The organism is Polynucleobacter sp. KF022, from assembly GCF_027924105.1.
Lineage (GTDB): Bacteria > Pseudomonadota > Gammaproteobacteria > Burkholderiales > Burkholderiaceae > Polynucleobacter.
In genome coordinates, this window is the sequence record NZ_AP026972.1 from 1,711,676 (window position 1) to 1,737,703 (window position 26,028).

A 26,028-nucleotide genomic window follows, 5' to 3' on the forward strand; every position below is an offset into this window, starting at 1 on the left:
ATCCATGTCATACACGCTCACCGGAAAACTTGTCGTCGCAATCTCCTCGCGCGCCCTGTTTGATTTTGAGGAAGAAAACCGTATCTTTGAATCTACCGATGACAGCGCTTATATGAAGCTACAGCTTGAGCGTCTGAGTGAAGCAGCCCAAAAAGGGGTTGCCTTTCCATTGGTTAAGAAACTACTCGCCTTTAATGAAGAGGGTGAGCAGCGCGTTGAAGTGGTAATTCTTTCCCGCAATGATCCCGTTAGCGGCTTGCGTGTCTTCCGATCTGCAGAGCATCATGGTTTACATCTTGAACGTGGTGTATTTACAAGAGGTCGACCTCCGTATCATTACCTGCGCTCACTACACGCTAACCTGTTCTTGTCTGCAAATGAAGATGATGTACGCGCAACAATTGATGCTGGTTTTCCGGCAGCACGTGTATATCCAGAATCCAGCAAAACTGCGGAGTCTCACCCAAATGAAATCCGTATTGCCTTTGACGGTGACGCGGTACTCTTTTCAGATGAAGCTGAACAAGTGTTTCAGAATAAAGGACTTGAGGCCTTTGTTGATCATGAGAGCAAAAAGGTTGATATTCCCTTGCCTCCAGGCCCATTCAAACCCTTGCTCGAAGCACTCCACAGACTGCAGCGCTCTACCAGTGAAAACGGTATGCGCATTCGCACTGCATTGGTAACTGCGCGTTCTGCGCCTGCGCACGAACGTGCCATTCGCACCTTGATGGCATGGGGTATTGATGTTGATGAAGCAATGTTCTTAGGTGGCCTCTCGAAGAGTGAGTTCTTAAGAGAATTTGAACCAGACTTCTTCTTTGACGATCAAACTGGTCACTGCCAGTCTGCTGCATCTGTTGCACCAACAGGCCATGTTGTATCGGGCGTATCTAACAAGCCTAAGAAATAAAATTACTCATGGCAACGCTTCCACTCGGGCAATCAACCCAATACCCAGATCAGTATGATCCAACCCTACTCTTTCCCATTCCAAGAATAGAGAATCGCAAGAAACTTGGCATCAAAGAAAATCAGGCGTTGCCATTTGTTGGGGTAGATATTTGGAATGCATTTGAACTGAGCTGGCTCAATAAAAAAGGAAAGCCACAGATTGCAGTGGCGGAGTTTCAGATTCCGGCCGACTCACCAAATATGATTGAGTCCAAATCATTCAAGCTGTATCTCAATAGCCTTAATAGCGCACGCTTTGAAGATGAGAATGAAGTTAAGGAGCGTCTAATCACTGATCTATCAACGGTGGCCGGCAGCAAGATCACTACTCGCATCAACCCTACGGAAGCCATCTCCAAAAAAGGGATGCAAGAAATGGGTGGCATCTTGATGGATCGCCTGGATATTGAAATTGATCCAAACCTACCCGCAGACCCAAGCCTACTGGACGTGAATGAATCTTTTGGCCCAATTGAGCAGTGCCTTGTTTCGCACCTGCTTAAATCTAATTGTCCTGTGACAGGCCAACCAGATTGGGCAAGCGTACAAATTCGCTATCAAGGCAGACCAATTCTGGAAGAAGGTTTATTGCGCTATCTCATTGGCTTCAGGCAATTAGGTGAGTTTCATGAGCATTGCGTAGAAACTATCTTTACGGATATCAAGCGTCAATGCAAACCAGAGAAGTTGTCTGTGTATGCGCGATATACAAGACGCGGCGGTTTAGATATCAACCCATTCCGCACTGATCACAATTCTCCATGGCCTGAAAACATTCGGCATGCAAGACAGTAAAAGTAGTTAATACTTAAAAAGTAGGTAATTAAAAACCCCTTGTAGGAAATCCTAGAAGGGGTTTTTGCTATTGCGGCATTGACCGCATTAGTTGATCTTGCTTAAAACGGAATATCGTCGTCCATTGCACCTAGTGATGCAGCATTTGAGGCTGCTGGAGTAGACTGCTCAGCCGGCTTTGAGCGGCTGTAGCTTTCGCCACCATCACCACTGCCACCAACTGGCTTACCACCGAGCATTTGCATTGTTTCTGCAACGATCTCAGTGGAATACTTTTCTTGACCACTAGCGTCAGTCCATTTACGAGTACGCAAACGACCTTCAACATAAACCTGTGAACCTTTTTTGAGGTACTGCCCAGCGATTTCTGCAAGCTTGCCAAAGAATGCAACGCGGTGCCATTCTGTGGTTTCTTTCATTTCGCCAGTTTGCTTGTCTTTGTAGCGATCAGATGTAGCTACTGAAATATTTGTAACGGCGTCGCCGCTTGGCATGTAACGAGTTTCTGGATCGCGTCCTACGTTACCTACGATGATGACTTTATTTACCGAAGCCATGTTGTCTCCCGAAGAAAAATACTGCTGTTATTACTACTAAAAATAAACTGCTCGCTTTAATTAAATTGATGAAGCTGCGGTTATGTCTTTGTGGCTACATCCTTTGATTCTGCTGCTCTCGTTGGCATTTCACCCATCGACCAAGCAATTATAAGCCAGCAAACCAAGAGCGCTGCCCCCAGCGCAAAGACTGATAAATCACCATGGCTATCCATTAAATAGCCGCCAATGGCAGCGCCTGTGAATAGGCCAATCGATTGCGTGGTGTTGTAAACGCCTAAGGCTGTGCCTTTGGATTCTTTGGCAAAGCGAGATACCAAGGATGGTTGCAAAGCCTCCAGCAAATTAAAGCCAACAAAATAAATAAGTAGTGCAGTCGCAATAGACATGACTGAAGTAGCTTGAGTGAATACTGTTTCAGCAATCAATAACAAAACAATCGCTACTAACAATACCGTCCTTAATTTCTGCCTCTTCTCGCCATAAATAATTGCAGGCGCCATGAAGACAAATGAGAGCAGTACTACAGGAAGATAAATTTCCCAGTGCGAAGAAAGTGGTAAACCTGCTTGTACCAAAAGCCTTGGTACTACCAAGAACATAGCAACTTGAGTGGCATGTAATACAAATACGCCGAGATTTAAACGCATCAACTCTGGGCGACAGAAAACCTCTTTTAAAGAAGCTTGTTGAACTTTTGCTTCTGGTTTGCTTGTTGGCAAGACGTAGTAAGTGACGAACATCGCAATAACGCCCAACACTGCCAGAACAATAAAAATTCCGCTCAGGCTAATCGCACGATAAATCGGTGCTGCAATCACTAATGACAATGCAAAGGACAGAGCAATGCTACCGCCAACTAAGGCCATTGCTCGGGTGCGAACTTGCTCGCGGGTTAAATCAGCCACCCAGGCTGAAATAGCGGCAGAGACTGCCCCCGCACCCATAATTCCACGGCCAATCGCGATCCACAGCAAATCATCCTTTGCAGCACAGATCAGGGCGCCAGCCACAAATAAGGATAGCCCCCATAAAACTACCGGTTTACGCCCAATTCGGTCCGATAAGCGGCCTAGAGGGATATAAAAACAAGCCTGAACAATATTGAATATCCCGAGAGTCAAGCCCACCCAAAGGGCATGCTCACCACCCGGCAAGCCTCGCGCATGAATGCTGAAGATGGGTAATAGCAGAAATAAGCCCAACATACGGAGGCCAAAGATGCCTGCTAAGGCCAGAGTGGAGCGAAGTTCAGAAGGATTCATGGGAAAGAGCTATATTAACAAGTTACGCTAAAAAATCATGAATAACGAAATCAAGATCCGCGGTGCCCGCACCCACAACCTCAAAAACATCAATCTAGACATCCCTAGAGAGAAATTAGTCGTCCTCACTGGTTTATCCGGTTCAGGCAAAAGCTCATTGGCTTTCGACACCCTTTATGCAGAGGGCCAGCGCCGATATGTTGAGTCTCTCTCGGCTTACGCACGTCAGTTTTTGCAACTTATGGAAAAACCAGACGTTGACACGATTGAAGGGTTGTCGCCAGCGATTTCGATTGAGCAAAAAGCGACCAGCCACAATCCGCGCTCAACCGTTGGTACCGTCACTGAAATTCATGACTACTTACGTTTGTTATTTGCACGTGCTGGAACGCCGCATTGCCCAGATCATGATCTTCCTTTGGAAGCACAAAGCGTTTCACAAATGGTCGACACCGTGTTGTCGATGCCTGAAGATACGAAGTTGATGATTCTGGCTCCTGTTGTAAGTGAGCGTAAAGGCGAATTCGTTGACCTCTTCCAAGACCTGCAGGCACAAGGCTTTGTGCGCTTTCGTATTCGCTCTGGCGGCGGTACAGCTAACGCTGCTAAGGCAGAGATCTTTGAAGTTGATCAACTACCAACACTGAAGAAAAACGATAAGCACTCAATTGAAGTGGTGGTTGATCGCATCAAAGTGCGCCCCGATATTCAGCAACGTTTAGCGGAGTCTTTTGAGACAGCGCTTCGTTTAGCAGATGGCAAAGCCATGATCGTGGATATGGATTCAGGCAAAGAGATGATTTTCTCGAGTAAGTTTGCTTGCCCAGTATGTTCATATTCATTGCAAGAATTAGAGCCTCGCCTCTTCTCCTTTAATAATCCGATGGGCGCCTGTCCATCGTGTGACGGCCTTGGCCACCAGTCCTTCTTTGATCCAAAAAGAATTGTTGCTCATCCCGATTTATCGCTGGCATCAGGAGCCATTAAAGGCTGGGATCGCCGCAATCAGTTCTATTTCAAGCTACTGCAGACATTGGCTAAGCATGGCGGCTTCGATGTAGAAAAACCATTTGAAACACTAAACAAGAAACAGCAGGACTTGATTCTGTTGGGCTCTGGCGATGTCACCATTCCTTTTGAGTACATCAACGAGCGCGGTAAAAATAGTATTCGTGAACATGCTTTCGAAGGAATTGTTGCCAACTTCGAAAGACGCTATCGCGAAACAGATTCAATGACAGTCCGCGAAGAATTGTCGCGTTATCAAAATGTGCAAACCTGCCCAGAATGTAACGGTAGTCGTTTACGCAAAGAAGCACGATTTGTAAAAGTAGGTGAGAAAAAACAATCGCGCGCTATTTATGAAATCAGTGCACTTCCACTAAAAGAAGCGAAAGAATATTTTGAGGCGCTTGAACTTAAAGGTGCTAAACGAGAAATCGCCGATAAGATTGTTAAGGAGATTAGTGCCCGTCTGCGCTTCTTAAATGACGTTGGTCTTGATTACCTTTCTCTTGAGCGTAGTGCCGATACTCTCTCAGGCGGTGAAGCCCAGCGTATCCGCCTAGCAAGTCAAATCGGCTCTGGCTTAACAGGTGTGATGTATGTTTTAGATGAGCCATCTATTGGATTGCATCAACGCGATAACGATCGACTGATTGGCACCCTCAAGCACTTACGTGATTTAGGTAATAGCGTCTTGGTAGTTGAGCATGATGAAGATATGATTCGTGCCTCTGACTGGGTGATTGACATTGGCCCAGGCGCTGGCGTTCATGGCGGTGAAATTGTTGCTCAAGGCACTCCGGCAGAAGTGGAGGCAAACACAAACTCTCTAACTGGCGCCTACCTCTCAGGTCGCGAAGCAATCGCGGTTCCAGAAAAACGTATCCCAGTAAATGATCGTTTCTTAGAAATCATCGGTGCACGCGGTAATAATTTGCAATCGGTTCATGCAAAGATTCCCGTTGGCTTATTAACCTGCGTTACCGGGGTATCAGGATCTGGTAAATCCACCTTAATTAATGACACCTTACATCATGCTGTAGCCCAGCATCTATACGGATCTAATGCAGAGCCAGCAGCACATGATGCGATCAAAGGTTTAGAGCATTTTGATAAGGTGATTAGCGTTGATCAATCTCCGATCGGTAGAACCCCACGCTCTAACCCGGCGACCTACACCGGACTATTTACTCCGATAAGGGAGCTCTTTGCGGGCGTTCCTGCTGCACGCGAACGCGGATATGAGGCGGGTCGTTTCTCCTTTAACGTGAAAGGTGGTCGCTGCGATTCTTGCGAAGGCGACGGCGTTCTCAAAGTAGAAATGCATTTCTTGCCAGACGTCTACGTTCCATGTGATGTATGTCATGGCAAACGCTATAACCGTGAGACTTTAGATATTCGCTACAAAGGCAAGAATATTCATGAAGTATTATCGATGACCATCGAACAAGCTCATGAGTTCTTTGAAGCGGTGCCGGTGGTTAAACGCAAACTCAAAACACTGCTTGATGTTGGTTTGGGATATGTGAAGCTTGGGCAAAGTGCAACCACCTTATCTGGTGGCGAAGCGCAACGCGTCAAACTATCTCTAGAGCTTTCTAAACGCGACACCGGCAGAACCCTGTATATCTTGGATGAACCAACCACCGGATTGCATTTTCATGATATTCAGTTATTGCTAACCGTGATCCAAACACTCAAGAAACAAGGCAACACAATTGTCATCATTGAGCACAACCTTGATGTCATTAAGACTGCTGATTGGATTATTGACTTAGGGCCTAAGGGTGGCGCTGGCGGTGGACAGATCATTGCCACCGGTACGCCAGAAGATGTGGTCAAAAATGAATTGAGTTTTACAGGCCACTACTTAGCACCATTACTAACGCGCAAAACACCTGTAGCGAGCAAAAAGAAAAAGTAAATCGCTGTCAGATCTCAGAGTAATTTAGCTTCAGCTAAATCCGTTGCTTCTGAATTACCTGAGATCACCAAAATATCATTTGCCTGAAGTTGTAAGTCAGGGTTAGGCTCTAACTTCACATAATCAGCATTTTGACCTTTGCGACGCACTGCCTGGACATTGACACCATCATCTTCTAGGCAAAGCTGGCCCAAGGTTTTACCAATCGCCTGTGAGTGCGGCAATAACGTAATCGCATGTAAGCGCCAAGACTCGTTCGAGCCAAAATCATCGTCTGCAGAACCTCGGAAGTACCCTCTCAATAAGCTATAGCGCTCTTCACGTGCTGTGGTGATGCGTCGAACTACCTTACGCATGGGCACACCCATGATCAGCAGAACATGTGAGGCAATCATCAAACTACCTTCAATAAGCTCTGGAACCACCTCTGTTGCGCCGGCCGCCTGCAACTTGGCAATATCCGCATCATCTCTAGTGCGCACCAACACAGTCATCCCTGGGCGCAAGTGTTCTACTTGACGTAGAACGCGCATACTTGCGGCAGTATCCGCATAGGTAATCACAACTGCCTTAGCTCTGGAAAGGCCTGCAGCCACTAAATAATTTTCACGGCTTGCATCTCCATAAACTACATTGTCACCAGCTGCCGCAGCTTCTTTAACGCGATCAGGATCTAAATCTAAAGCAATGTATGGAATTTTTTCTTGGTCTAGCATGCGTGCCAAGCTTTGACCCGAACGTCCAAACCCACAAATCACAACATGATTTTCATTGCGGACGCTTTTAGAGGCAACACGTGTCAATGCAAGAGATTGCAAGAGCCATTCGTTACTAGAGAAGCGCATTGCAATGCGATCGCTATATTCAATTAGAAATGGTGCGCAGAACATCGAGATCAACATGGCTGCTAATACTGCTTGACTCAAGGTGGGATCAATCAAATCTAAACCATCAATTTGGTTGAGTAACACGAAACCGAATTCACCAGCCTGAGCCAAACACAAACCCGTTCTAATCGAGATGCCAGGGCTTGAACCAAATGCCCTAGACAGCAAAGCAATTAGGCCGAACTTAAAGAGCAAGGGGCCAATTAGCAAAACTAAAACCAGCAACCATTGCTCACGAATCACATTGAAATCAAGTAACATGCCAATCGTAATAAAGAAGAGCCCTAGCAAGACATCGCGGAATGGTTTGACATCTTCTTCCACCTGATGACGATAAGGTGTTTCAGAAATCAACATGCCTGCCAAGAATGCTCCGAGCGCCAGAGACAAGCCAAAGTGCTCAGTTAATCCGGCCATACCCAGCACAATCAATAACAGATTGAGCATAAATAATTCTTGTGAACGCAGTTTGGCAACCAACCTAAACCAGCGACTCATGAGCGTTTGGCCAATGAAGAAAATTAACACCAAAGCAATGGTGATTTTGATTGAGGCCGTTGTCAGCGCAACAAATAAGTCTGAAGGATTCTTGCCAAGTGATGGCAATAAGATCAAAAGAAAAACAACTGCCAAATCTTGGAATAACAAAATACCAACAACATTACGACCATGTTCGGTTTCTATTTCGGCGCGATCTGAAATCAATTTGGTCACGATCGCTGTTGAAGACATCGCCAATGCGCCGCCCAAAGCAATAGCGGCATGCCATGAAATAGGATAAATCCAATTGATTAATAAGCTAGCGGGTATCGCTAACAACATTGTCAGAATGACTTGGCTGCCACCCAGGCCAAATACGATAGTTCTCATTGCCCGTAATTTATGGAGGTTAAATTCCAGACCGATCGAGAACATCAAGAAAACCACCCCAAATTCAGCTAAATACTTGACCGTGGCTGAGTCGTTTGCCAAACCAAAGGCATGAGGGCCAATCAACACGCCAATGGCTAAATAGCCCAAAATAGGGGGCAAGCCAAAATAGCGGAAAATAACTACTCCGGCCACACCCGAGGCCAGGAGAATGAGAGTTAATTGAAGGACTGACGGCATATACTTACTCGATGATAGCTAAGACTCGTGAACGTACCCTAAAGCTTGCTCGCGACACCCTCACTATTGAGGCTGCTGCACTGCAAACAATGCGCGACCGCCTGAAAGGTGTCAATGCTGACGCCCTTGTGTTGGCGGTTGAACTTTTACACGGCTGCAAAGGCCGAATCGTGGTGTCCGGAATTGGTAAATCCGGCCATATCGCCCGCAAAATTGCCGCCACCTTTGCATCTACTGGCTCCCCTGCCTTTTTTGTACACCCTGCTGAAGCCAGTCATGGTGATCTAGGCATGGTGACTAGAGACGATGTTTTTGTAGCACTTTCCAATTCTGGTGAGACGGACGAACTTCTGACCATCGTGCCGATTGTGAAGCGCACCGGCGCAAAACTCATTGCTCTGACTGGCGCACCAAATTCTTCGCTTGCCAAATTGGCAGATGCTCACTTAGATACCAGTGTTGAAAAAGAAGCTTGTCCCTTAAATCTTGCGCCCACTACTAGCACTACTGCAGCATTAGCAATGGGTGATGCTTTAGCAGTTGCTTTACTTGACGCCAGAGGATTTGAAGCTGAAGATTTCATTCGGTCTCATCCAGGTGGCAGACTAGGCCGCAAGCAGCTTATGCATGTGAGTGAAGTGATGCGCAATCTTGCGGACACACCGAAGATTTCTATTAACGCTTCACTGCAAGAAGCTCTGTTAGAGATGACGGCAAAACGGATGGGCATGGTGGTCATCTTGGATGACAAACAAAAAGTATTTGGCATCTTGACTGATGGCGACTTACGTCGCTTATTGGAAAAGACAACCAATCTGGATGGCATCAAACTGGAAAGTGTAACCACTGCGGATCCGCGCACTATTCCAGCAGAATTGTTGGCGGAAGAAGCGATCGAAATGATGGAAAAGCACCGCATTAACCATTTAGTTGTTACCGACAACAATGGCCACTTACTAGGCGCCCTAAATCTGCATGATTTATTTGCAGCCAAAGTGATTTAACTTATTTAGTAATCGAACACATTCATGCCTAGCGCTTTTAATACTCACAATACCAACCCTTTAGCCCAATACCCACAAGCCTGGGAGCGCGCAGGCAAAGTGAAGCTCTTGGTTCTGGATGTAGATGGTGTCCTCACGAATGGTCAAGTTTGGATTGGCGCAGATGGCAAAGAATCCTTAAAAGCTTTTGATATACAAGATGGATTAGGAATAAAGCTACTAGAGCAATGCGGCATTCCAACCGCCATCATCACCGGCAGAAATTCCAAAATGGTTCTAGCGCGCTGCGAAGAACTCGGAATTAAACATGTACATATGGGTGTTGATAACAAAGCAATTGCATTGGCAGAGGTGACTAAATCTCTGGGGCTTGCTGCGGCAGATTGCGCCGTCATGGGTGATGACTGGCCAGACATGCAAATGATGAAGCAGGCTGGCTTAAGAATTTGCCCAGCACAAGGTCATGAAGCAGTTAAAGAATTTGCGCACTTAGTTACTACCCGCAACGGAGGCAATAGTGCTGTTCGTGAAGTATGTGATCTGATTCTCAAGGCGCAGAATCGCTACGAAGAATTGCTCACTAAGGCTCGTAACTAGGCAATGCAACTGAATACCCAAAAAATCAAGCTAGGCATTGGTCGCACCTTATTGCGACTCTTGCCATTGATTTTGATGGGAGCACTAACGCTGGCTACTTTTTGGTTAGTGAAAAAGAATACCCCACCAGAAAAATCCCCTTTAGAACGCGTACGCCTTCATGAGCCCGACTACACAATTAAAAATGGCGCGCTATCCGCTTTAAATGAATTAGGCAGTACTAAATATCGAATCCTGGGCGTCAAAGTTACGCACTATGATGACGATGCATCGATCGACATCCTCACGCCCCGTATGCGCTTATTTCAACCCCAAAAGGCGCCAGTTACTGTTAAATCCGATACCGGACATCTTGATGGCGACCTCACTATTTTGGACTTGTACGACAACGCCTCTATTTTTCGCCCCGCCCAAGAAGCCACAGCTACACAGCCAGCTACCCTAAGAATGCAAGCCAGCTCAAGCTACTTCAAAGTACTAATCAACGACGACATTATTGAAACAAATCGTCCGATTACCTTGGAGCAAGGGATGTCGATCATGCACTCGACCGATGGTGGAATATTTAACAATATTGAACAAAGCATGGCGCTGAGTGGTCAAGTGAAAGGGCGCATTGAGCGCGCCCCGCGGAGCAACCCATAAAATGCCGCCATTAAATTACTTGCTAGCTCGCACTTCTGTATTGGGCTGTTTTGTCTTGGGACTCTCCATGACAAATCTAGCCAATGCCGAAAAAGCAGACCAAGATAAGCCCGTCATTCTGGAAGCAGAGAAGGTTTCCGTAAACGACGTTAAGCAAATATACGACCTCAATGGTCAAGTCCTTCTAATCAAAGGCAGCATTATTGTTACTGGTGAAGATGGGCACATTACAGTCGACCCTCAAGGTTATGAATTTGTTGATGTCATCGGTAGTCCGAATGAAGTAGCCAGCTTTAGACAGCGTCGCGAAGGACCTGCAGATGAGTTCATGCAAGGGCGCGGCACCCAGGTTACTTATGATGCCAAAACAGAGTTTCTAACAATCACTGGTGATGCTACCTTGAAACGCTTACTCAATATGCAAATGCTCGATCAATTAAAGGGCTGGAAAATTGAGTACGATGATGTAAAGCAGTACTATCGAGTCATTCCCCCCAAAGATGCAAAGCCGGAAGATCTACCCTTAGCAAGAGCAATCCTTTCACCAAGACGAAAAGCAACACTAGAGAAATGACATCGGATTTAACCCAAGCCAGTAATGTGCCTACTCTCAGCGCCCATAACCTTCAAAAACGTTATGGCTCAAGAACCGTGGTTCGCGATGTGTCTGTTCAAGTCAAGTGTGGCGAAGTAGTAGGGTTGCTTGGCCCTAATGGAGCAGGCAAAACAACCTCTTTCTACATGATTGTTGGCCTTGTCCCATTAGACGGCGGAAATATTGTTTTAGATGGTGCCGATATCACGCACCTACCGATTCACGAAAGAGCCCGAATGGGTCTTTCTTATTTGCCGCAGGAAGCTTCTGTATTCAGAAAGCTCAACGTCGCTGAAAATATCCAAGCCGTCCTTGAACTGCAAGTTCAAGGTGGCAAACCCCTTAGTAAAGCCGAGATTGCTAGCCGCCTAGATGAGCTATTGGGCGAACTCCAGATTAGCCATCTTCGCAATAACCCAGCCCTCTCCCTGTCAGGTGGCGAGCGTAGACGCGTGGAAATTGCTAGGGCTCTAGCTTCCCAGCCTAAATTTATCCTGCTAGATGAGCCCTTTGCCGGCGTTGACCCTATTGCTGTTGGGGAAATTCAACGAATTGTGCGCTTCTTGAGAGATCGTGAAATTGGGGTTCTGATTACCGACCACAATGTCCGTGAAACCCTAGGCATCTGCGACCACGCTTACATCATCAGTGAAGGCAGCGTGTTAGCCGAAGGGAAACCAGACCAGATCATTCAGAACGATGCCGTTAGAAGAGTCTATCTAGGCGAAAACTTCCGGATGTAAGCCCAGTAAGGCTTCCCCCTTTTTAAGTAATAAAAATTGCTCCACCCTCTTGGTTTTCAGCAAATTCGCTGATACGCTGGAGGCTCATGGTTTATTTTTCCAAAAAAAACAGCTCAAAAAATTCAGGGGCCTGCTGCGCACCCCAGGCATCAGTATGCGCATGCATCAATAGTGTCTTTACAAGGAGTTGCTAATGAATTTAAAAATTAATAGCCGTCATGTAGAAGTTACACCCGCAATGCGTTCACACCTTGAGGCAGGGCTAGCCAAAATTCGTAAGCACTTTGACCATGTGATTGATGCCTCCGCCTTCCTGATAGTAGACAAGGCCAAAGAAAAGGATCTTCGTCAAAGCGCCGAAATCACTATTCACCTAAAGGGGAAGGATTTGTTCGCTGAAGCACACAATGCCGATCTCTACCACGCCATGGATGCAGTGGTTGATAAACTTGAGCGTCAGGTTGTCAAACACAAAGAAAAAATCCAGGATCACCATCACGAAAAGCATTTTGAGTGATCTATTGCGTCAGGACACCTATAATCAATTCACATGAATGCCCTGACCCATCTTTTTACTCCCGACTGCATTGCATTAGATGTTCCCGCTAAAAGCAGGGCTGATGCATTTGCAGCCGCTGGAGATCTATTTGCCAAGCAAACAGGTATCGATGCAAATTCTGTAGTCGAATTCCTTAATGCCCGTGAAGCTTTAGGATCTACCGCCTTAGGTGCTGGTGTAGCCATTCCTCACGGACGAGTTAAAGGACTGAAGCTGCCGAGCGCCGCATTTATGCGACTACAAAACCCAATTGAGTTTGCAGCCCCAGATGGCGAGGCAGTATCAATCTTGATTTTTTTATTGGTGCCTGAAAAAGCCACACAACAACATTTAGAAATCCTATCCTCAATTGCTCAACTGCTCTCTGATGCGGATGCACGCCAGACATTGCTTTCATCATCAGACTCCTCAACAGTTTGTGACCTTCTCCAGCGCTGGGGCACGGCAAAATGACTCAGCCATTACTCCTAGACGGCGTAACCGCTCAGCAGATTTTTGATGACAATGTTTCGGATTTAAAACTATCTTGGATTGGTGGCCTTGAAGGTGCTGACCGCACTTTTCCACCGGAGGCCGTAAAGGCCGCTGCTGCGAGTTCAGACTTGGTAGGCCATTTAAACCTAATTCACCCAAGCCGTATTCAAATCTTTGGGGAACAGGAAGTCGACTATCACGCTGTCCTGGAGCCAAAACAAAGACAAGATCAAATTGCGAGCTTAATTTCTAAGACACCACCTTGTGTCATCGTAGCTGATGGCAAGAGTGCAGATCCTGACTTGCAACTTTTCTGCCAGCGCTCCTCAACACCTTTGTTTACTACTGCAATTTCTGCAGCCGAGGTGATTGATCATTTGCGCACTTACTTAACCAAAATTGGTGCGCCTCAAATAACGATGCATGGTGTCTTTATGGACATCTTAGGCCTAGGCGTCCTCCTCACTGGTGAATCCGGTCTTGGCAAGAGTGAATTGGGTCTTGAGTTGATCTCACGTGGCCATGGCCTGGTTGCCGATGATGCAGTGGACTTTGCGCGGCTTGGACCTGATTACATTGAGGGTCGCTGCCCCGTTATCTTGCGTAACTTACTCGAAGTTCGTGGATTGGGTTTATTGGATATCCGTACGATCTTCGGTGAAACAGCCGTTCGTCGCAAATTAAAACTGCGCCTAATTGTTCAGCTTGTACGCAGAACTGATGGTGAATTCGAACGCCTACCTCTCGAAGCTCAACATATTGATGTCTTGGGCATTCCAATCCGCACCGTCAAAATTCAAGTTGCAGCTGGCCGCAACTTAGCCGTACTCGTTGAAGCTGCTGTGCGTAATACGATTTTGCAATTGCGTGGCATTGATACCTTAAAAGAATTTATTGAGCGCCAACGCCTGCAGATGAATGCTGAGGCAGACTCCATTAAGTCACAGGGCCGCTTACTTTAAGTTATGCAAATTAATCTGATTACCGGAATCTCAGGCTCAGGTAAATCAGTAGCCCTGAGGGCGTTTGAAGATGCGGGCTATGACTGCGTCGACAACCTTCCTGTTTCTCTTTTAGATAATCTCATCACCACTCTAGAAAAAGAGCAGTGCGAACGAGTTGCAGTTGCGATAGATGCGCGTCGCGGACAATCTATTGCTGACCTGCCATCCACTCTTGAGAATTTACGCAAAAATCATCAGGTCCGAGTTGTTTTTCTAAATGCAGACACCAATACTTTGGTTCAGCGCTTTTCAGAAACTCGCCGTCGCCACCCCTTATCAACCAATGCCAAGCAGTCCCAATCCGCAACGCTTATCGAGGCAATTGATAAAGAACGTAACCTGCTAGAGCCCTTGCGCGCCCAAGCCCATAGCATTGATACCAGCAACATTCCTGCTCATGCGCTGCGCTCCTGGATTCAGGACCTACTCAAAGACAAGCCCGTCGGTCTCACTGTGGTGTTTGAATCGTTTGGCTTTAAAAAAGGTGTTCCTAGCGAGGCAGATCTTGTTTTTGATGTGCGCTGCCTACCAAACCCCCACTATGACAAAGTTCTAAGGCCGCTGACTGGCAATGATAAACCTGTAAAAGAATTCTTAGAGAAAATTCCAGAGGTAGTAAACATGGAAGCGGACATCACACAATTCATTCACCGCTGGCTACCTCATTACATTGCTGACGGACGCAGTTATTTAACGGTGGCTATTGGCTGTACTGGGGGTCAACATCGTTCGGTCTATTTAGTCAACCGCTTAAGTGAGCACTTTAGAAATCAAAAAGACTTTAGTAACTTGCAGCTTAATTTTTTAGATCGCCACCGCGAACTAGACTCAATTCCTGCAGCAAAACCTTAATTGGCTGCGGTAGGCCATAGCGCCCTAACTGACTTAAGGATACCCACTTTAGATCTGGATTTGCAAACGGCAATTCCTTTGAGCAGCTTGCTTGCCATATATGCATCCATAAACGCCTATGGGTAAAGACATGCTTTATCTCATCTAGCTTTACAAAAGATTTACAAGCCTTTGCAATGGTCGCAATGCTTTCTTGTGGCAATGCAGCTTTCAGTAAATCTTGTGGGCTTAAATTAACGTCTTTGGCGCTCTGCACCTTCGCCACCCATGGTGACTCAGGTAAAGACCAGAGGCCGCCCCATATCGCTTTGCTGGGGCGCTTTTGCAACAAAACTGAATTGCCTGAACGTATCAACAACATATTGCAATCAAATTCAGGGGATTTTGTCTTCTTGGCTTTCTGAGGCAGTAAAAGTACCTGATCACTTAGATTAGCCTGACAGTCTTTTGCGAATGGGCATTTTTTTTCAGAGCCTAAACAGACCGGTTTGCGCGATGTGCACCAAGTAGCTCCGAAGTCCATTAAGGCCTGCGTATACACCGGCATATCAGCAGGCTTTATTGGTAGCAAGTCTGCAGACAGCTTCCAAAGTCGATCATTTACTAACTTATCTTGAATAGCTACATCCACCGCAAATAAGCGCGCCAGGATGCGTTTGACATTTGCATCCAAAATCGGCGCGCGCTCATGAAAAGCAAAAGCTGCGATCGCACCAGCTGTAGAGCGTCCAATTCCTTTTAATTGCTCAAGCAAAACGGGATCACTGGGAAACTTGCCCCCAAATTCAGCCATGACTTGCTGCGCACATGAATGTAAATTTCTAGCGCGAGAGTAATAACCTAAACCAGCCCATTCTGCTAAAACTTCATCAATATCTGCAGCAGCTAATTTTTTAACCATTGGAAAGCGCTTCATAAAACGTGGGTAGCGCTCAAGTACTGTAGCAACCTGAGTTTGTTGCAACATAATTTCTGAGATCCAAACTGCATATGGATCTCGATTGCCTTGCCAGGGCAAGCCCGAACGTCCACTGACCCCATGCCAAGCAATTAACTTGGGAGCAAAGGTATTGATCAGCGTTTTTGACATTGAGAACAAAAGTAGGTTGAGCGCTGACCCTGCACTATCTGACTAATGGGTGTTTTGCATACCTTGCATGGCAAGCCCTTGCGATCATAGACTTTGGTTTGCACCATGAAATGTCCGGGATCACCATCACTATTGACAAAATCTTTTAATGAGCTGCCGCCTGCATCAATGGCTTTTTTCAGTATTAATCGGACGGCCTTTGCAAGACGAGAGCATTGCGGTCTAGTCAGCTTGCCTGCTGCCTTAGTAGGATGTATGCCGGCCTCAAATAAACTTTCAGAGCAATAAATATTACCAACACCAACAACAGCTTGCCCCGCTAAAAGAAATTGTTTGACTGCAACGCTACGCTTACGCGATGCTTTATACAAAATCTCCGTACCCAATTCACCTGAAAACTCTTCAGAAAATGGCTCAACGCCCAGCTTTTGCAAAAGCGTAAATTTTTCAATGGGGCCTTTAGTTTTTGGGTGCCATAAAACAGCCCCAAATTTTCGGGGATCATGCAAACGCAAGCTCAACTTACCAAACTCCAGTGTTACGCGATCATGCGTCTTCAGAGATTCTGAACTTGGTAACACTCTCAAGGTTCCCGTCATGCCTAAATGAATCAGTAAGTAACCTGTATCCATTTCCAATAAAAGATACTTGCCGCGCCGCTCTATATTGCTGATCTTTTGCCCAGGCAAGGTTTTGACTAGACTGGTAGGCACGGGCCAACGCAAGCGCCCATCAATAATTTTGACGGCGGTGACTTTGCGACCCTCAAGGTGGGGTGCGATTCCTAATCGGGTAACTTCTACTTCTGGAAGTTCTGGCATAAATGGATTGTAGATTCGCGGATTAGAATGTGCTTATGATTAAATTTGCACTAAGACCTTTATTAAAGGGTTTATTCCTGGCAGCCTTGACTAGTGGAGTCGTTTCACACGTCTACGCACAGCCACAGCCAAATGGATTGCAAACGGGCGAAGCGATCTTTGAGGTGCTTGCCTCCGAAATTGCCCTTCAGCGGGGCGAGGCTGGCTTGGCTTACAACACCTATCTGGAGATGGCGCGCCAATATAAAGACCCAAGGCTGGCTCAAAGAGCAATGGAAATAGCCATTGCGGGTGGATCTCCAGATTTAGCTATGCAGGCAGCTAAGACCTGGGATGAGCTATCTCCAGCCTCAGAAACAAAACCCAAAGAAGTATTGGTGACTCTGCTGATCCTCAGCAATCGTTGGTCAGATGCCGTCAAGCCAGCGATTGCTTTGCTACGCCAACAAACTCCTGCTCAACAAGAAAATACTCTCTTGCAGTTACAAGCATTGCTTGCTAAAGCAAAAGATGAGTCTGAAGCGCTACGCGCCTTTTATGAAATTGCCTCCACCGTCAAAATAGCCCCCAAAGATCCAGGCTTGCTGTACACCTACGCTATGTCTGCCGAGAAAGCGGGACGCATTGATGTAATGGAAAAAACCTTGCGCGATATTCTGCGCAAAAATCCAAATGATGCGAATACATTAAACGCTCTTGGATATTCTTTGGCGGATCGGAACGAGAAGCTACCGGAAGCATTTGCACTCATCAGCAAAGCACACCAACTGTCTCCGAAAGACAGTTTTATTTTAGATAGTCTAGGTTGGGTGAATTTTCGTCTTGGGAAAAACACACTTGCATTAGAGCAACTACAGCAAGCATTTGCTATGAAACCAGAGGCAGATATTGCGGCTCATGTTGGTGAAGTACTGTGGGTCATGAATCGCCATACTGAAGCAGAAGAGATGTGGCGACAAGGTCAAAAATTGGATGCCAATAATCCAACCCTGAAAGAAACCTTAAAACGTTTTAAACCTGATTGGACAAGGGATGATCAAGCTGCCAAGGGTGCATGGGACGGGCGCTTCGCCGTCAAAGTAATAGGCTTAACAGAGGCTCAAAATCAAGGTGGTTCTGGTGGTTTTACCTTAACCCAAGACGCACTAATAGATACCTTAGAGATACGCAATCCTATGGGTGGATCTATTGCAAAAATAATTATCAGGCCAGGTGAAGCAAGCTTGGAGAGTGATGGCAAGGTAGTAACAGCAGTAGATGCAGATACCTTGGTGCAAAACACACTGGGACTGCCACTCCCAGCACGGGGGCTGTCAAACTGGTTAAGGGGTGAGGTGCGTGCCGGTAGTGAAGCGAGCGTTGATAGAAATGCTAATGGCCAGGTGAATAAAATTAGTCAGGATGGCTGGGACTTAGTCTATACATGGAGCAATACCGGTCGCCTAGAGAAACTCACTATGACACGCAGCTCGAATATTGGTTCAATTGATATTCGTCTTGTATTTGACAGACCGAATGATTAAGCAAGAAGAATATGGTGAGTCTCAATTCTTTATCTATTCGCTCGCCAGCTAAGCTCAATCTTTTTTTACATATTGTTGGGCGCAGAGAAGATGGTTATCACCTACTTCAATCCGTCTTTCAACTCATCGACTGGTGTGACACGCTCCACTTAAAACGCATTCCTGAAAATGAAGTGCGCCGAGTAAATCCCATTCCTGGAGTTGCACCCGAACAAGATTTAGTAGTGCGCGCCGCAAACTTGCTGAAAGATTTTTGTAAGTTTGAAGGTGGAGTAGAGATTGATCTACAAAAAGAAATTCCGATGGGTGCAGGCATGGGAGGCGGCTCCTCCGATGCGGCAAGTACATTGATTGGGCTGGATGCTTTATGGAATCTCAACCTATCAAAGGAAATGCTTTGCTCCTTAGGCTTAAAGCTAGGAGCGGATGTCCCATTCTTTATTTTTGGCAAAAATGCCTTTGTTGAAGGTGTTGGGGAGAAAATTCAAGAAGTTTCCCTTGAAACCCCTCATTTTTTGGTCGTCTTCCCCAGTCAGGCAATTGCAACCGCTAGCATTTTTCAAGACCCGGAATTGACCCGAGATCATGCTCAGATTACAATTGATGGCTTTCTTGCATCGCCATTGTTGTACCAATCGAACGATTGCCAGGCGGTAGCGATGCGGATTTGCCCAGAAGTGAAGCAAGCTTTGGATTGGATTACCCAGGCAGTACCGGGCTCACAGCCCCGAATGTCTGGTTCTGGTAGTAGCGTTTTTACAGTTTTAGACTCTAGGACTGACACCGCAAAACTAGAAAATCTTCTTCAAAATCTTCCTAAAGGGTGGGTAGGTCGGGTTGTTCGGGGGCTAAATAAAAATCCCGCTTACAATTTGATTTCTTCAGATTGACCTGTAGGGGAATCGCCAAGCTGGTTAAGGCACTGGATTTTGATTCCAGCATGCGAAGGTTCGAATCCTTCTTCCCCTGCCAAAGACTGTAGAAACGACAAAGAAAACCTTTTGACCCCACAAAACCCTTAAGACTATGTCCTCCATAAACGCAGATTTATTGACTCTTTTCACAGGCAACGCAAATCCCGTTTTGGCCGAGGCTGTAGCCAAAGAACTCAATCTCCCAATGGGAAAAGCCTTTGTAGGCCGCTTCTCAGATGGTGAGATTCAAGTAGAAATTCAAGAAAACGTTCGCGGCAAAAATGTCGTAGTGATCCAATCAACCTGTGCGCCTACAAACGACAGCTTGATGGAACTCATGATCATGATTGATGCCCTGAAACGAGCATCTGCCAGTCGCATAACCGCAGTGATTCCTTACTTCGGTTATGCCCGTCAAGACCGTCGCCCACGCTCTGCCCGCGTCGCCATCTCTGCTCGTATTGTGGCCAACATGCTTCAGTCCGTTGCTGGCATTGAGCGCGTTTTAACCATGGACCTCCATGCTGACCAGATTCAGGGCTTCTTTGATATCCCCGTCGATAACATTTATGCCTCCCCAGTCCTTTTGGCAGACCTGGAAGCCCAGAAGACCAAAAAAGATCTCATCATTGTGTCTCCCGACATTGGTGGTGTAGTTCGTGCCCGCGCAATGGCCAAACAATTAGGTACAGATTTGGCGATTATTGATAAACGTCGCCCTAAGGCCAATGTATCCGAAGTGATGCACCTCATTGGCGAAGTAGAAGGCCGCCACTGCGTCATCATGGATGACATCATTGATACCGGCGGAACCCTCTGTAAAGCCGCTGAGGCGCTAAAAGAGCGTGGCGCTAAGGGCGTTACCGCCTACTGTACTCATGCCGTGCTCTCAGGCGGTGCTGTGGCCCGTATTGCTGCATCTGAACTAGATGAGTTAGTTGTTACTGACACCATCCCGCTGACCCCAGAGGCAATGAAAGTAGGAAAAATTCGTCAATTGAGCGTTGCTCCGATCCTCGCTGAAACCCTTTCCCGCATTAGCAAAGGTGATTCAGTGATGTCCATGTTTGCCGAATAAGCCAAAAAAACGCTGTTTTACCCCGTTTTTTGGCAGTTTTGAGCCTTTTGTAGGCAAAAACATCCTTTCCCACGATATAATCGAAGGCTTTTCTGTTTGGTCGCGAACGGAAATTAACCTTAACTAGGGAATTTAATATGAAAGTTGTAGCCTTTGAAAGAAGCGTACAGGGAACGGGTGCGAGCCGCCGTCTGCGCAATTCCGGAAAAACTCCGGGAATCGTTTACGGTAGTAAAGATCCAGCCTTGGTCATCGAGTTAGACCACAATGCGTTGTTCCATGCTCTCCGTAAAGAAGCATTTCACTCATCCATTTTGGATTTGGAAATTGGTGGCAAGACACAAAAAGTGTTATTGCGCGATTACCAAATGCATCCATTTAAGCCATTGGTATTGCACATTGACTTCCAGCGCGTATCTGCGACTGAGAAAGTTCACATGCGTGTTCCATTGCACTTCACAAACGCTGACACTTCAGCTGCCGTGAAATTGCAAGGTGCTGTTATCAGCCACATCCTTACTGAACTCGAAGTTTCTTGCTTACCAGCAGACTTGCCAGAGTTCATTGAAGTGGACTTGGCTAAGATTGAAGTTGGTCACGGCGTTCATGCTAAAGACATTCCATTACCAAAAGGCGTTACCCTGGTATTGCATGTTGAGCAAGAAAATCCAGTGCTTGCTAACGCACGTATCCCAGCAGTTAAAGCTGCTGAGCCTACCGATGCGCCTGCTGCACCAGCTGCTGCAGCTCCTGCTGCTGAAGCGCCAAAGGATAAAGCTTAATCACATAGCTCAATCGCTTGTACAAGAAGGCCCGCGCAAGCGGGCTTTCTTTTTTCTACCCCCGGGTTTGCAATTCTTTTTGGCGAAATACTTTTATATCTTTAAACTCTGTGCATGACTAAATTAATTGTTGGCCTAGGAAACCCTGGAGATGAGCACGAAGAAGATCGGCATAATGCTGGCTTCTGGTTTGTCGACGCCCTAGCAAAACAATTAGGAGTTCGTTTCGAATCTGAGAAACGTTTTCATGGGAAAGTGGCAAAGGCAAAATGGGAAGGCGAAGATCTCTTTCTGCTAAAGCCGAGCACGTATATGAATCTGAGTGGTCAAGCTGTTGGGGCGCTATGTCGCTTTCATAAAATTACCCCTGCAGATATTTTGGTAGTGCAAGATGAACTGGATCTCAAGCCCGGAACTGCGCGCTTGAAGCTAGGCGGAGGCACTGGCGGACACAATGGTTTAAAAGATATTCAGGCACATTTAAGTACCCCAGATTATTGGCGCCTACGCTTGGGTATCGGCCACCCTAGAGATGTAGCGGGTGATGGTCGCCCTATGGATGTTGCTGATTATGTATTGCGTAGACCGCAATTAGCCGAGCAGAAACTCATCGCTGCCAGCATCGAAAATGGCCTACAAATTTTGTCACTATTTTTAAAAGGCGATGCCCAAAACGCCATGATGGAATTGCACTCTAAAGGCTAGTCAGCAAATCTAGGCTGAATTCACCTTTTTACTGGCAGTTAATAATTTGAACTTCACCATTAACTGCTCTTGAGATTCAACAACCTCAGGGTTGAACGGAATGCAATCTACTGGGCACACTTGGCGGCATTGAGGTGCATCGTAGTGCCCGACACATTCTGTGCATTTACTAGGGTCAATTTCGTAAATCTCCAGACCCATATAAATCGCGTCATTTGGACATTCTGGCTCACACACATCGCAATTAATGCATTCGTCCGTGATCATTAGAGCCATAGCTTACTCGTCGATCCTCATTCTTTATTTTGAGTGCCAGAAGCAATCTTTTGGACGAGCCATTTTTCCACTGATGGGAAAACAAACTTACTCACATCTCCGCCCATCGAAGCAATTTCGCGCACGAAGGTGCCAGAAATAAATTGATATTGATCGGATGGCGTCAAAAACAAAGTCTCAACGTCAGGCAATAAGTAGCGGTTCATACCCGCCATTTGGAATTCGTACTCGAAATCGGATACAGCACGTAAACCACGCACAATCACTCGTGCATTGTGCTCACGCGCAAAATCTTTTAATAAGCCTTTAAAGCCAACAACTTTTACATTGGGATAGTGGCCAAGCACTTCCTTCGCAATATCAATCCGCTCTTGTAATGTAAAGAATGGACGCTTGCTACGGCTATCAGCGACACCCACAATCAACTCAGTAAAAATGCTAGATGCGCGGCGCACCAAATCCTCGTGACCACGAGTAAATGGATCAAATGTTCCAGGGTAAACAGCAACAGTCATATTATTCCTAAGGCTTTATCGGCTACAGGCAAGAGTTTAGCCTCTTCCGCCCCGAAATAGACAGGCTTTTACCTGTCCCGCCTCTAAGTATTTTCCACAATGCCAGTCCGGCAGTAAGGCCTCTATCTCTTCACGAGGACGGCTAGATGGAAATTCGACATAAATACCACCCCCAGATGCGTCATCACACACTCTTCCCGCCTCAACCACTGTTCGATCTAATAAGCTCGAATCCTGAAAAGGTGGATCAATAAAAATCAGATTACTGGAGCGGTCTACTTGTTGTTTCAAAAACTCTAGGCTATCTCGTTGCAAGATTTCTACAACTCCTGAGACTGGTGATGACTGTAATAAAGCAAAATTAGTATTTAAGTTTGAGTGGGCCTTTTTATCCTTCTCCAACAAAATCACCAATGATGCCCCTCTTGATGCCGCTTCAAAACCTAAGGCACCGGTGCCCGCAAAAAGATCTAGGCAACGCAAACCTGTTAAATCCTGCCCCAACCAATTAAATAGAGTCTCTCGAATACGATCCGTCGTAGGACGCAAGCCCGGTAAATCTAAAACCGTTAATAAGCGGCTTCTCCAGTTGCCGCCAATGATTCGAACCTTCTTAGGCGGCTCTGCCTTCAAAGGCTTATTCGCTTTATTGGACTTATTTATTTTTTGCTCCCAATACAACAATCTTCATGCGATCCATTGCAAGGTATTTTTGGAATGAAGCTTTAACTTGCTCTAATGTCACTGCCTCAACTTGTTTAGTCCAAATTTCCATCGTATCGAGCGGCAAATCATTCCAAGCAATGGAAGAAACGTTATCCAATAATTTACGGTTGTTATCTATCCGTAGTGGATAGCCATTGATTAAGTTTGATTTAGCGGCTTCGAGTTCTGATGGGGTGGGGCCATCGGCAATAAATTGAGCGATAGTGGTGCTCATCACATCTAAAGCTAGAGCGGCCTGATCATTCTTGGTTTGCAAGCCGGCCTGAAAAATGCCATTTTCCTTGCCAGGTGCAAAGTAACTAAAGACGCTATAGGCTAAGCCACGCTTCTCGCGCACTTCAGACATCAAGCGCGACACAAAACCGCCTCCACCCAAGATGTAATTACCAACCAGCAAGGGGAAATAATCGGGGTTGTTACGTGCTACAGCAGTCATCCCCATTGCAATATGGGCCTGCTGGGAATCAAACGGAATTTGAATCTCCCGTTGAGCCAAAGTTTCAATTGGGGAACGCTGTAGATCAGGCAATTTAGCAATAGGCTGACCTGACTGAGGAATCTGCTTTAACAAAGTCTGCACGATTTCAGCAGCTTGAGCGCGATCTACATCTCCGACAATACTCACAATCATACGATCACCACGATAGAACTGCTTATGAAATTGCCTGAGGTCACTTGCATTTACAGCGCCAACTGACTGAACCGTTGGTGAATTAGCTAAAGGATAGTTTCCATAAACTGATTTTTTAAATCTTCGCTCTAAAACAAACTCTGGCTTTGTTTCAGCTTCGCGCAAACTCGTAATCGTTCTTTGCTTTTCACGTTCAATAATTTTGGGGTCATACGTTGGAGCACTCAACATAGCTGCAGCTAATTGCACCGCTCTATCACGCAAGTCTTTTCTACTAAGGCTGCGAATGCGCAAAATTGCTCTTTCGCCACCCACCGACAAACCAATATTGGCGCCTAAGTCGGCAATTTCATCGGCGATTTGAGCTTCTGTTAGTAAGCCCTTGTCACCTCTAGCGCCATAATTCATCAGGCCCGCAACCATATCAGCCACACCGCTTTTGCCGGCAGGGTCATAGCGATCACCTGCATCAATACTGACCTCAATATCGACCATGGGCAATGCTTTGGTCTGGACCAAATAGGCTTGGGCGCCCTTGTAAGAATCCAACTTCTCAATCGGCAATATTGCGTAAGAATGACTCAGGAAACCAAAGCTTAAAAGACAGGCTGAAATTATTCTCCAGAAGGTGTTCATTCTTTACCCCCCTTATCCGCCGATTTACGAGCCTGCGGATCCAGAACCGCAATCGTCAAACCTTCATCAATCAAATATTTTTTTGCAACCGCCTGAACCTGTTCTGGGGTGATGGTCTGCATTTTCTCCAACATGTAATTAATGTCTTTCCAGGAAAAACCTGCCATCTCAGTAGTGCCGATTTCCATTGCCTGACCAAAAATAGAGTCACGCTTATAAATTTGATCGGACAAAATACGCACCTTAATTCTTTTGAGCTCGGACTCTAATATTCCTTTTTGCTTTACCTCTTCAAGTGACTTGCGAATACTTGCCTGAGCCTGCTCTACTGTCTTACCTTTGGCCATCGTTGCACCAATTAAAAATAACTCTGGTCCGCGAGAGATCATGTCGTAACCAATGCCAACATCATTAACCACTTTTTCTTGCTTAACGAGAGTGCGATTTAGACGGGCATTGTCATAACCATCCAGAACAGCTGTTAGCAGCTCTAATGCATATGGCTCAACATCATCAAGCTTCCCAGGCTCAAGGCGGGGCACCTTCCAGGCCATAGCTAGCTGAGCATTATCTGCCGGTGCTTTTACCTGAACCTGCTTAATCCCTTTTTGAGGTGGCTCAATTTGAGGTTTGCGAACTGGCAGTTCGTGAGCAGCAGCTGCGCCGTAATATTTCTCCACCATAGCCAGAACTTGTTTTGCATGCACATCACCAGCTACCACCACGGTTGCATTATTTGGCGCGTACCAGCTGCGATACCAATCTCGTACATCTACTGGCTTCATATTTTGTAAATCATTCATCCAACCAATCACAGGGTGACGATACGGCGAACTCATGTAAGCGGTTGCCATCAGTGACTCATTAAGCAAGCTAATTGGATTATCTTCAGTACGTAAGCGACGCTCTTCCATGACAACTTGAATTTCTTTTAAAAACTCTGCGTCGTCAAAATTGAGATTGGACATACGATCAGCCTCAAGCTTGATCACGTTTTCTAGCTTTGATTTTTCAACTTGCTGAAAGTATGCAGTGTAGTCACGGGATGTAAATGCATTTTCGCGCCCGCCTACAGCCGCTACCAAGCGTGAAAACTCTCCAGACTTCACTTTATGAGTACCTTTAAACATCATGTGCTCAAGCACGTGAGCAACGCCAGTCTTACCATTCACCTCATCCATAGAGCCAGCCCGATACCAAACCATATGGGCTACCGTAGGCGCACGGTGATCTTCTCTAACAATTAATTTAAGACCATTACTCAACTGATATTCGTACGTATCAGGCGATTGAAGGCTGCTAGCCCATCCTATTTGTGTATACAGGATGAATATGAAGGAAATTCGAAGTAAATTGGAAAG

At 46.2% G+C, this 26,028-nt stretch carries 27 protein-coding genes and 1 tRNA gene; 18 read left to right on the forward strand and 10 right to left on the reverse strand.

The window, feature by feature from the left end:
* Positions 1-4 precede the first annotated feature (4 nt).
* Both PKF022_RS08790 and queF read left to right on the forward strand, forming a co-directional pair.
* Entirely contained in the window at positions 5-913 is a 909-nt protein-coding gene (locus PKF022_RS08790; RefSeq protein ID WP_281776642.1) for a 5'-nucleotidase, read from the forward strand.
* A gap of 8 nt (positions 914-921) precedes the next feature.
* The gene (queF, locus tag PKF022_RS08795; RefSeq protein ID WP_281776643.1) at positions 922-1,749 is read left to right on the forward strand and encodes an NADPH-dependent 7-cyano-7-deazaguanine reductase QueF; all 828 of its coding nucleotides are present in this window, start codon (positions 922-924) and stop codon (positions 1,747-1,749) included.
* 101 nt (positions 1,750-1,850) lie between these two features.
* On the opposite strand, the gene ssb is transcribed toward queF, so the two are convergent.
* Both ssb and PKF022_RS08805 read right to left on the reverse strand, forming a co-directional pair.
* Positions 1,851-2,306 (reverse strand): single-stranded DNA-binding protein, encoded by a 456-nt coding sequence (gene ssb / locus PKF022_RS08800; RefSeq protein ID WP_281776644.1) that lies wholly within the window; start codon positions 2,304-2,306, stop codon positions 1,851-1,853.
* A gap of 80 nt (positions 2,307-2,386) precedes the next feature.
* Entirely contained in the window at positions 2,387-3,571 is a 1,185-nt protein-coding gene (locus PKF022_RS08805; RefSeq protein WP_281776645.1) for an MFS transporter, read from the reverse strand.
* 37 nt (positions 3,572-3,608) lie between these two features.
* Here PKF022_RS08805 and uvrA point away from each other — a divergent pair, with 37 nt between their 5' ends.
* On the forward strand, positions 3,609-6,500 hold the full coding sequence (gene uvrA / locus PKF022_RS08810; protein WP_281776646.1) for an excinuclease ABC subunit UvrA: 2,892 nt from the start codon (positions 3,609-3,611) through the stop codon (positions 6,498-6,500).
* Between the two features lie 14 nt (positions 6,501-6,514).
* Here the strand turns inward: uvrA and PKF022_RS08815 are convergent, their stop codons facing one another.
* Positions 6,515-8,497, reverse strand: coding sequence for a monovalent cation:proton antiporter family protein (locus tag PKF022_RS08815; RefSeq protein ID WP_281776647.1), 1,983 nt, complete (start codon positions 8,495-8,497; stop codon positions 6,515-6,517).
* Positions 8,498-8,508: 11 nt separating this feature from the next.
* Here PKF022_RS08815 and PKF022_RS08820 point away from each other — a divergent pair, with 11 nt between their 5' ends.
* The 9 genes from PKF022_RS08820 to rapZ all read left to right on the forward strand — a co-directional run bounded on the left by PKF022_RS08820 (position 8,509) and on the right by rapZ (position 14,970).
* Positions 8,509-9,501 (forward strand): KpsF/GutQ family sugar-phosphate isomerase, encoded by a 993-nt coding sequence (locus tag PKF022_RS08820; protein ID WP_281776648.1) that lies wholly within the window; start codon positions 8,509-8,511, stop codon positions 9,499-9,501.
* A gap of 24 nt (positions 9,502-9,525) precedes the next feature.
* On the forward strand, positions 9,526-10,098 hold the full coding sequence (locus tag PKF022_RS08825) for an HAD hydrolase family protein (RefSeq protein WP_281776649.1): 573 nt from the start codon (positions 9,526-9,528) through the stop codon (positions 10,096-10,098).
* A gap of 3 nt (positions 10,099-10,101) precedes the next feature.
* Positions 10,102-10,743, forward strand: a complete 642-nt coding sequence (gene lptC / locus PKF022_RS08830) for an LPS export ABC transporter periplasmic protein LptC (RefSeq protein ID WP_281776650.1) — start codon at positions 10,102-10,104, stop codon at positions 10,741-10,743.
* Between the two features lies 1 nt (position 10,744).
* On the forward strand, positions 10,745-11,317 hold the full coding sequence (lptA, locus tag PKF022_RS08835) for a lipopolysaccharide transport periplasmic protein LptA (protein WP_281776651.1): 573 nt from the start codon (positions 10,745-10,747) through the stop codon (positions 11,315-11,317).
* Positions 11,314-12,081, forward strand: coding sequence for an LPS export ABC transporter ATP-binding protein (lptB, locus tag PKF022_RS08840; protein ID WP_281776652.1), 768 nt, complete (start codon positions 11,314-11,316; stop codon positions 12,079-12,081). Before lptA ends, lptB begins: the two co-directional genes overlap by 4 nt.
* A 193-nt stretch (positions 12,082-12,274) precedes the next feature.
* Positions 12,275-12,598 carry a ribosome-associated translation inhibitor RaiA gene (raiA, locus tag PKF022_RS08845; RefSeq protein ID WP_068319625.1) on the forward strand — a complete coding sequence of 108 codons (324 nt, stop codon included), beginning with the start codon at positions 12,275-12,277 and terminating at the stop codon, positions 12,596-12,598.
* Positions 12,599-12,631: 33 nt separating this feature from the next.
* Positions 12,632-13,093, forward strand: coding sequence for a PTS sugar transporter subunit IIA (locus PKF022_RS08850; protein WP_281776653.1), 462 nt, complete (start codon positions 12,632-12,634; stop codon positions 13,091-13,093).
* Entirely contained in the window at positions 13,090-14,076 is a 987-nt protein-coding gene (gene hprK / locus PKF022_RS08855; RefSeq protein ID WP_216230927.1) for an HPr(Ser) kinase/phosphatase, read from the forward strand. The genes PKF022_RS08850 and hprK overlap by 4 nt, the downstream gene beginning before the upstream one ends.
* 3 nt (positions 14,077-14,079) lie before the next feature.
* Positions 14,080-14,970 (forward strand): RNase adapter RapZ, encoded by an 891-nt coding sequence (gene rapZ / locus PKF022_RS08860; protein WP_281776654.1) that lies wholly within the window; start codon positions 14,080-14,082, stop codon positions 14,968-14,970.
* Here rapZ and mutY read toward each other — a convergent pair.
* Positions 14,915-16,060, reverse strand: coding sequence for an A/G-specific adenine glycosylase (mutY, locus tag PKF022_RS08865; protein WP_281776655.1), 1,146 nt, complete (start codon positions 16,058-16,060; stop codon positions 14,915-14,917). The genes rapZ and mutY overlap by 56 nt on opposite strands.
* Entirely contained in the window at positions 16,045-16,881 is an 837-nt protein-coding gene (gene mutM / locus PKF022_RS08870) for a bifunctional DNA-formamidopyrimidine glycosylase/DNA-(apurinic or apyrimidinic site) lyase (protein ID WP_281776656.1), read from the reverse strand. The genes mutY and mutM overlap by 16 nt, the downstream gene beginning before the upstream one ends.
* 35 nt (positions 16,882-16,916) lie before the next feature.
* On the opposite strand from mutM, the gene PKF022_RS08875 reads away from it, so the two are divergent.
* The 6 genes from PKF022_RS08875 to pth all read left to right on the forward strand — a co-directional run bounded on the left by PKF022_RS08875 (position 16,917) and on the right by pth (position 21,883).
* Positions 16,917-18,404, forward strand: a complete 1,488-nt coding sequence (locus PKF022_RS08875; RefSeq protein ID WP_281776657.1) for a lipoprotein insertase outer membrane protein LolB — start codon at positions 16,917-16,919, stop codon at positions 18,402-18,404.
* A gap of 14 nt (positions 18,405-18,418) precedes the next feature.
* Positions 18,419-19,294, forward strand: coding sequence for a 4-(cytidine 5'-diphospho)-2-C-methyl-D-erythritol kinase (gene ispE, locus PKF022_RS08880; protein WP_281777493.1), 876 nt, complete (start codon positions 18,419-18,421; stop codon positions 19,292-19,294).
* A gap of 5 nt (positions 19,295-19,299) precedes the next feature.
* Positions 19,300-19,376, forward strand: a tRNA-Gln gene (locus PKF022_RS08885).
* 63 nt (positions 19,377-19,439) lie between these two features.
* On the forward strand, positions 19,440-20,396 hold the full coding sequence (locus tag PKF022_RS08890) for a ribose-phosphate pyrophosphokinase (RefSeq protein ID WP_281777494.1): 957 nt from the start codon (positions 19,440-19,442) through the stop codon (positions 20,394-20,396).
* Positions 20,397-20,533: 137 nt separating this feature from the next.
* Positions 20,534-21,178 carry a 50S ribosomal protein L25/general stress protein Ctc gene (locus PKF022_RS08895; RefSeq protein ID WP_216230933.1) on the forward strand — a complete coding sequence of 215 codons (645 nt, stop codon included), beginning with the start codon at positions 20,534-20,536 and terminating at the stop codon, positions 21,176-21,178.
* 114 nt (positions 21,179-21,292) lie between these two features.
* Complete coding sequence (gene pth, locus PKF022_RS08900; RefSeq protein WP_281776658.1) at positions 21,293-21,883, forward strand: aminoacyl-tRNA hydrolase; 591 nt, start codon at positions 21,293-21,295, stop codon at positions 21,881-21,883.
* Between the two features lie 9 nt (positions 21,884-21,892).
* On the opposite strand, the gene PKF022_RS08905 is transcribed toward pth, so the two are convergent.
* From PKF022_RS08905 to PKF022_RS08925, 5 genes are read right to left on the reverse strand one after another with little or no spacing between them, the layout of a single operon-like run.
* Positions 21,893-22,159, reverse strand: a complete 267-nt coding sequence (locus tag PKF022_RS08905; RefSeq protein ID WP_281776659.1) for a YfhL family 4Fe-4S dicluster ferredoxin — start codon at positions 22,157-22,159, stop codon at positions 21,893-21,895.
* A gap of 17 nt (positions 22,160-22,176) precedes the next feature.
* A complete protein-coding gene (coaD, locus tag PKF022_RS08910; protein WP_216230936.1) occupies positions 22,177-22,674 on the reverse strand; it encodes a pantetheine-phosphate adenylyltransferase in 498 nt (165 codons plus the stop codon).
* Positions 22,675-22,710: 36 nt separating this feature from the next.
* Entirely contained in the window at positions 22,711-23,307 is a 597-nt protein-coding gene (gene rsmD / locus PKF022_RS08915; protein ID WP_281776660.1) for a 16S rRNA (guanine(966)-N(2))-methyltransferase RsmD, read from the reverse strand.
* A 22-nt stretch (positions 23,308-23,329) separates the two neighbouring features.
* Entirely contained in the window at positions 23,330-24,667 is a 1,338-nt protein-coding gene (locus PKF022_RS08920; protein WP_281776661.1) for a pitrilysin family protein, read from the reverse strand.
* Positions 24,664-25,932 (reverse strand): pitrilysin family protein, encoded by a 1,269-nt coding sequence (locus tag PKF022_RS08925; RefSeq protein ID WP_281776662.1) that lies wholly within the window; start codon positions 25,930-25,932, stop codon positions 24,664-24,666. The genes PKF022_RS08920 and PKF022_RS08925 overlap by 4 nt, the downstream gene beginning before the upstream one ends.
* Positions 25,933-26,028 lie beyond the last annotated feature (96 nt).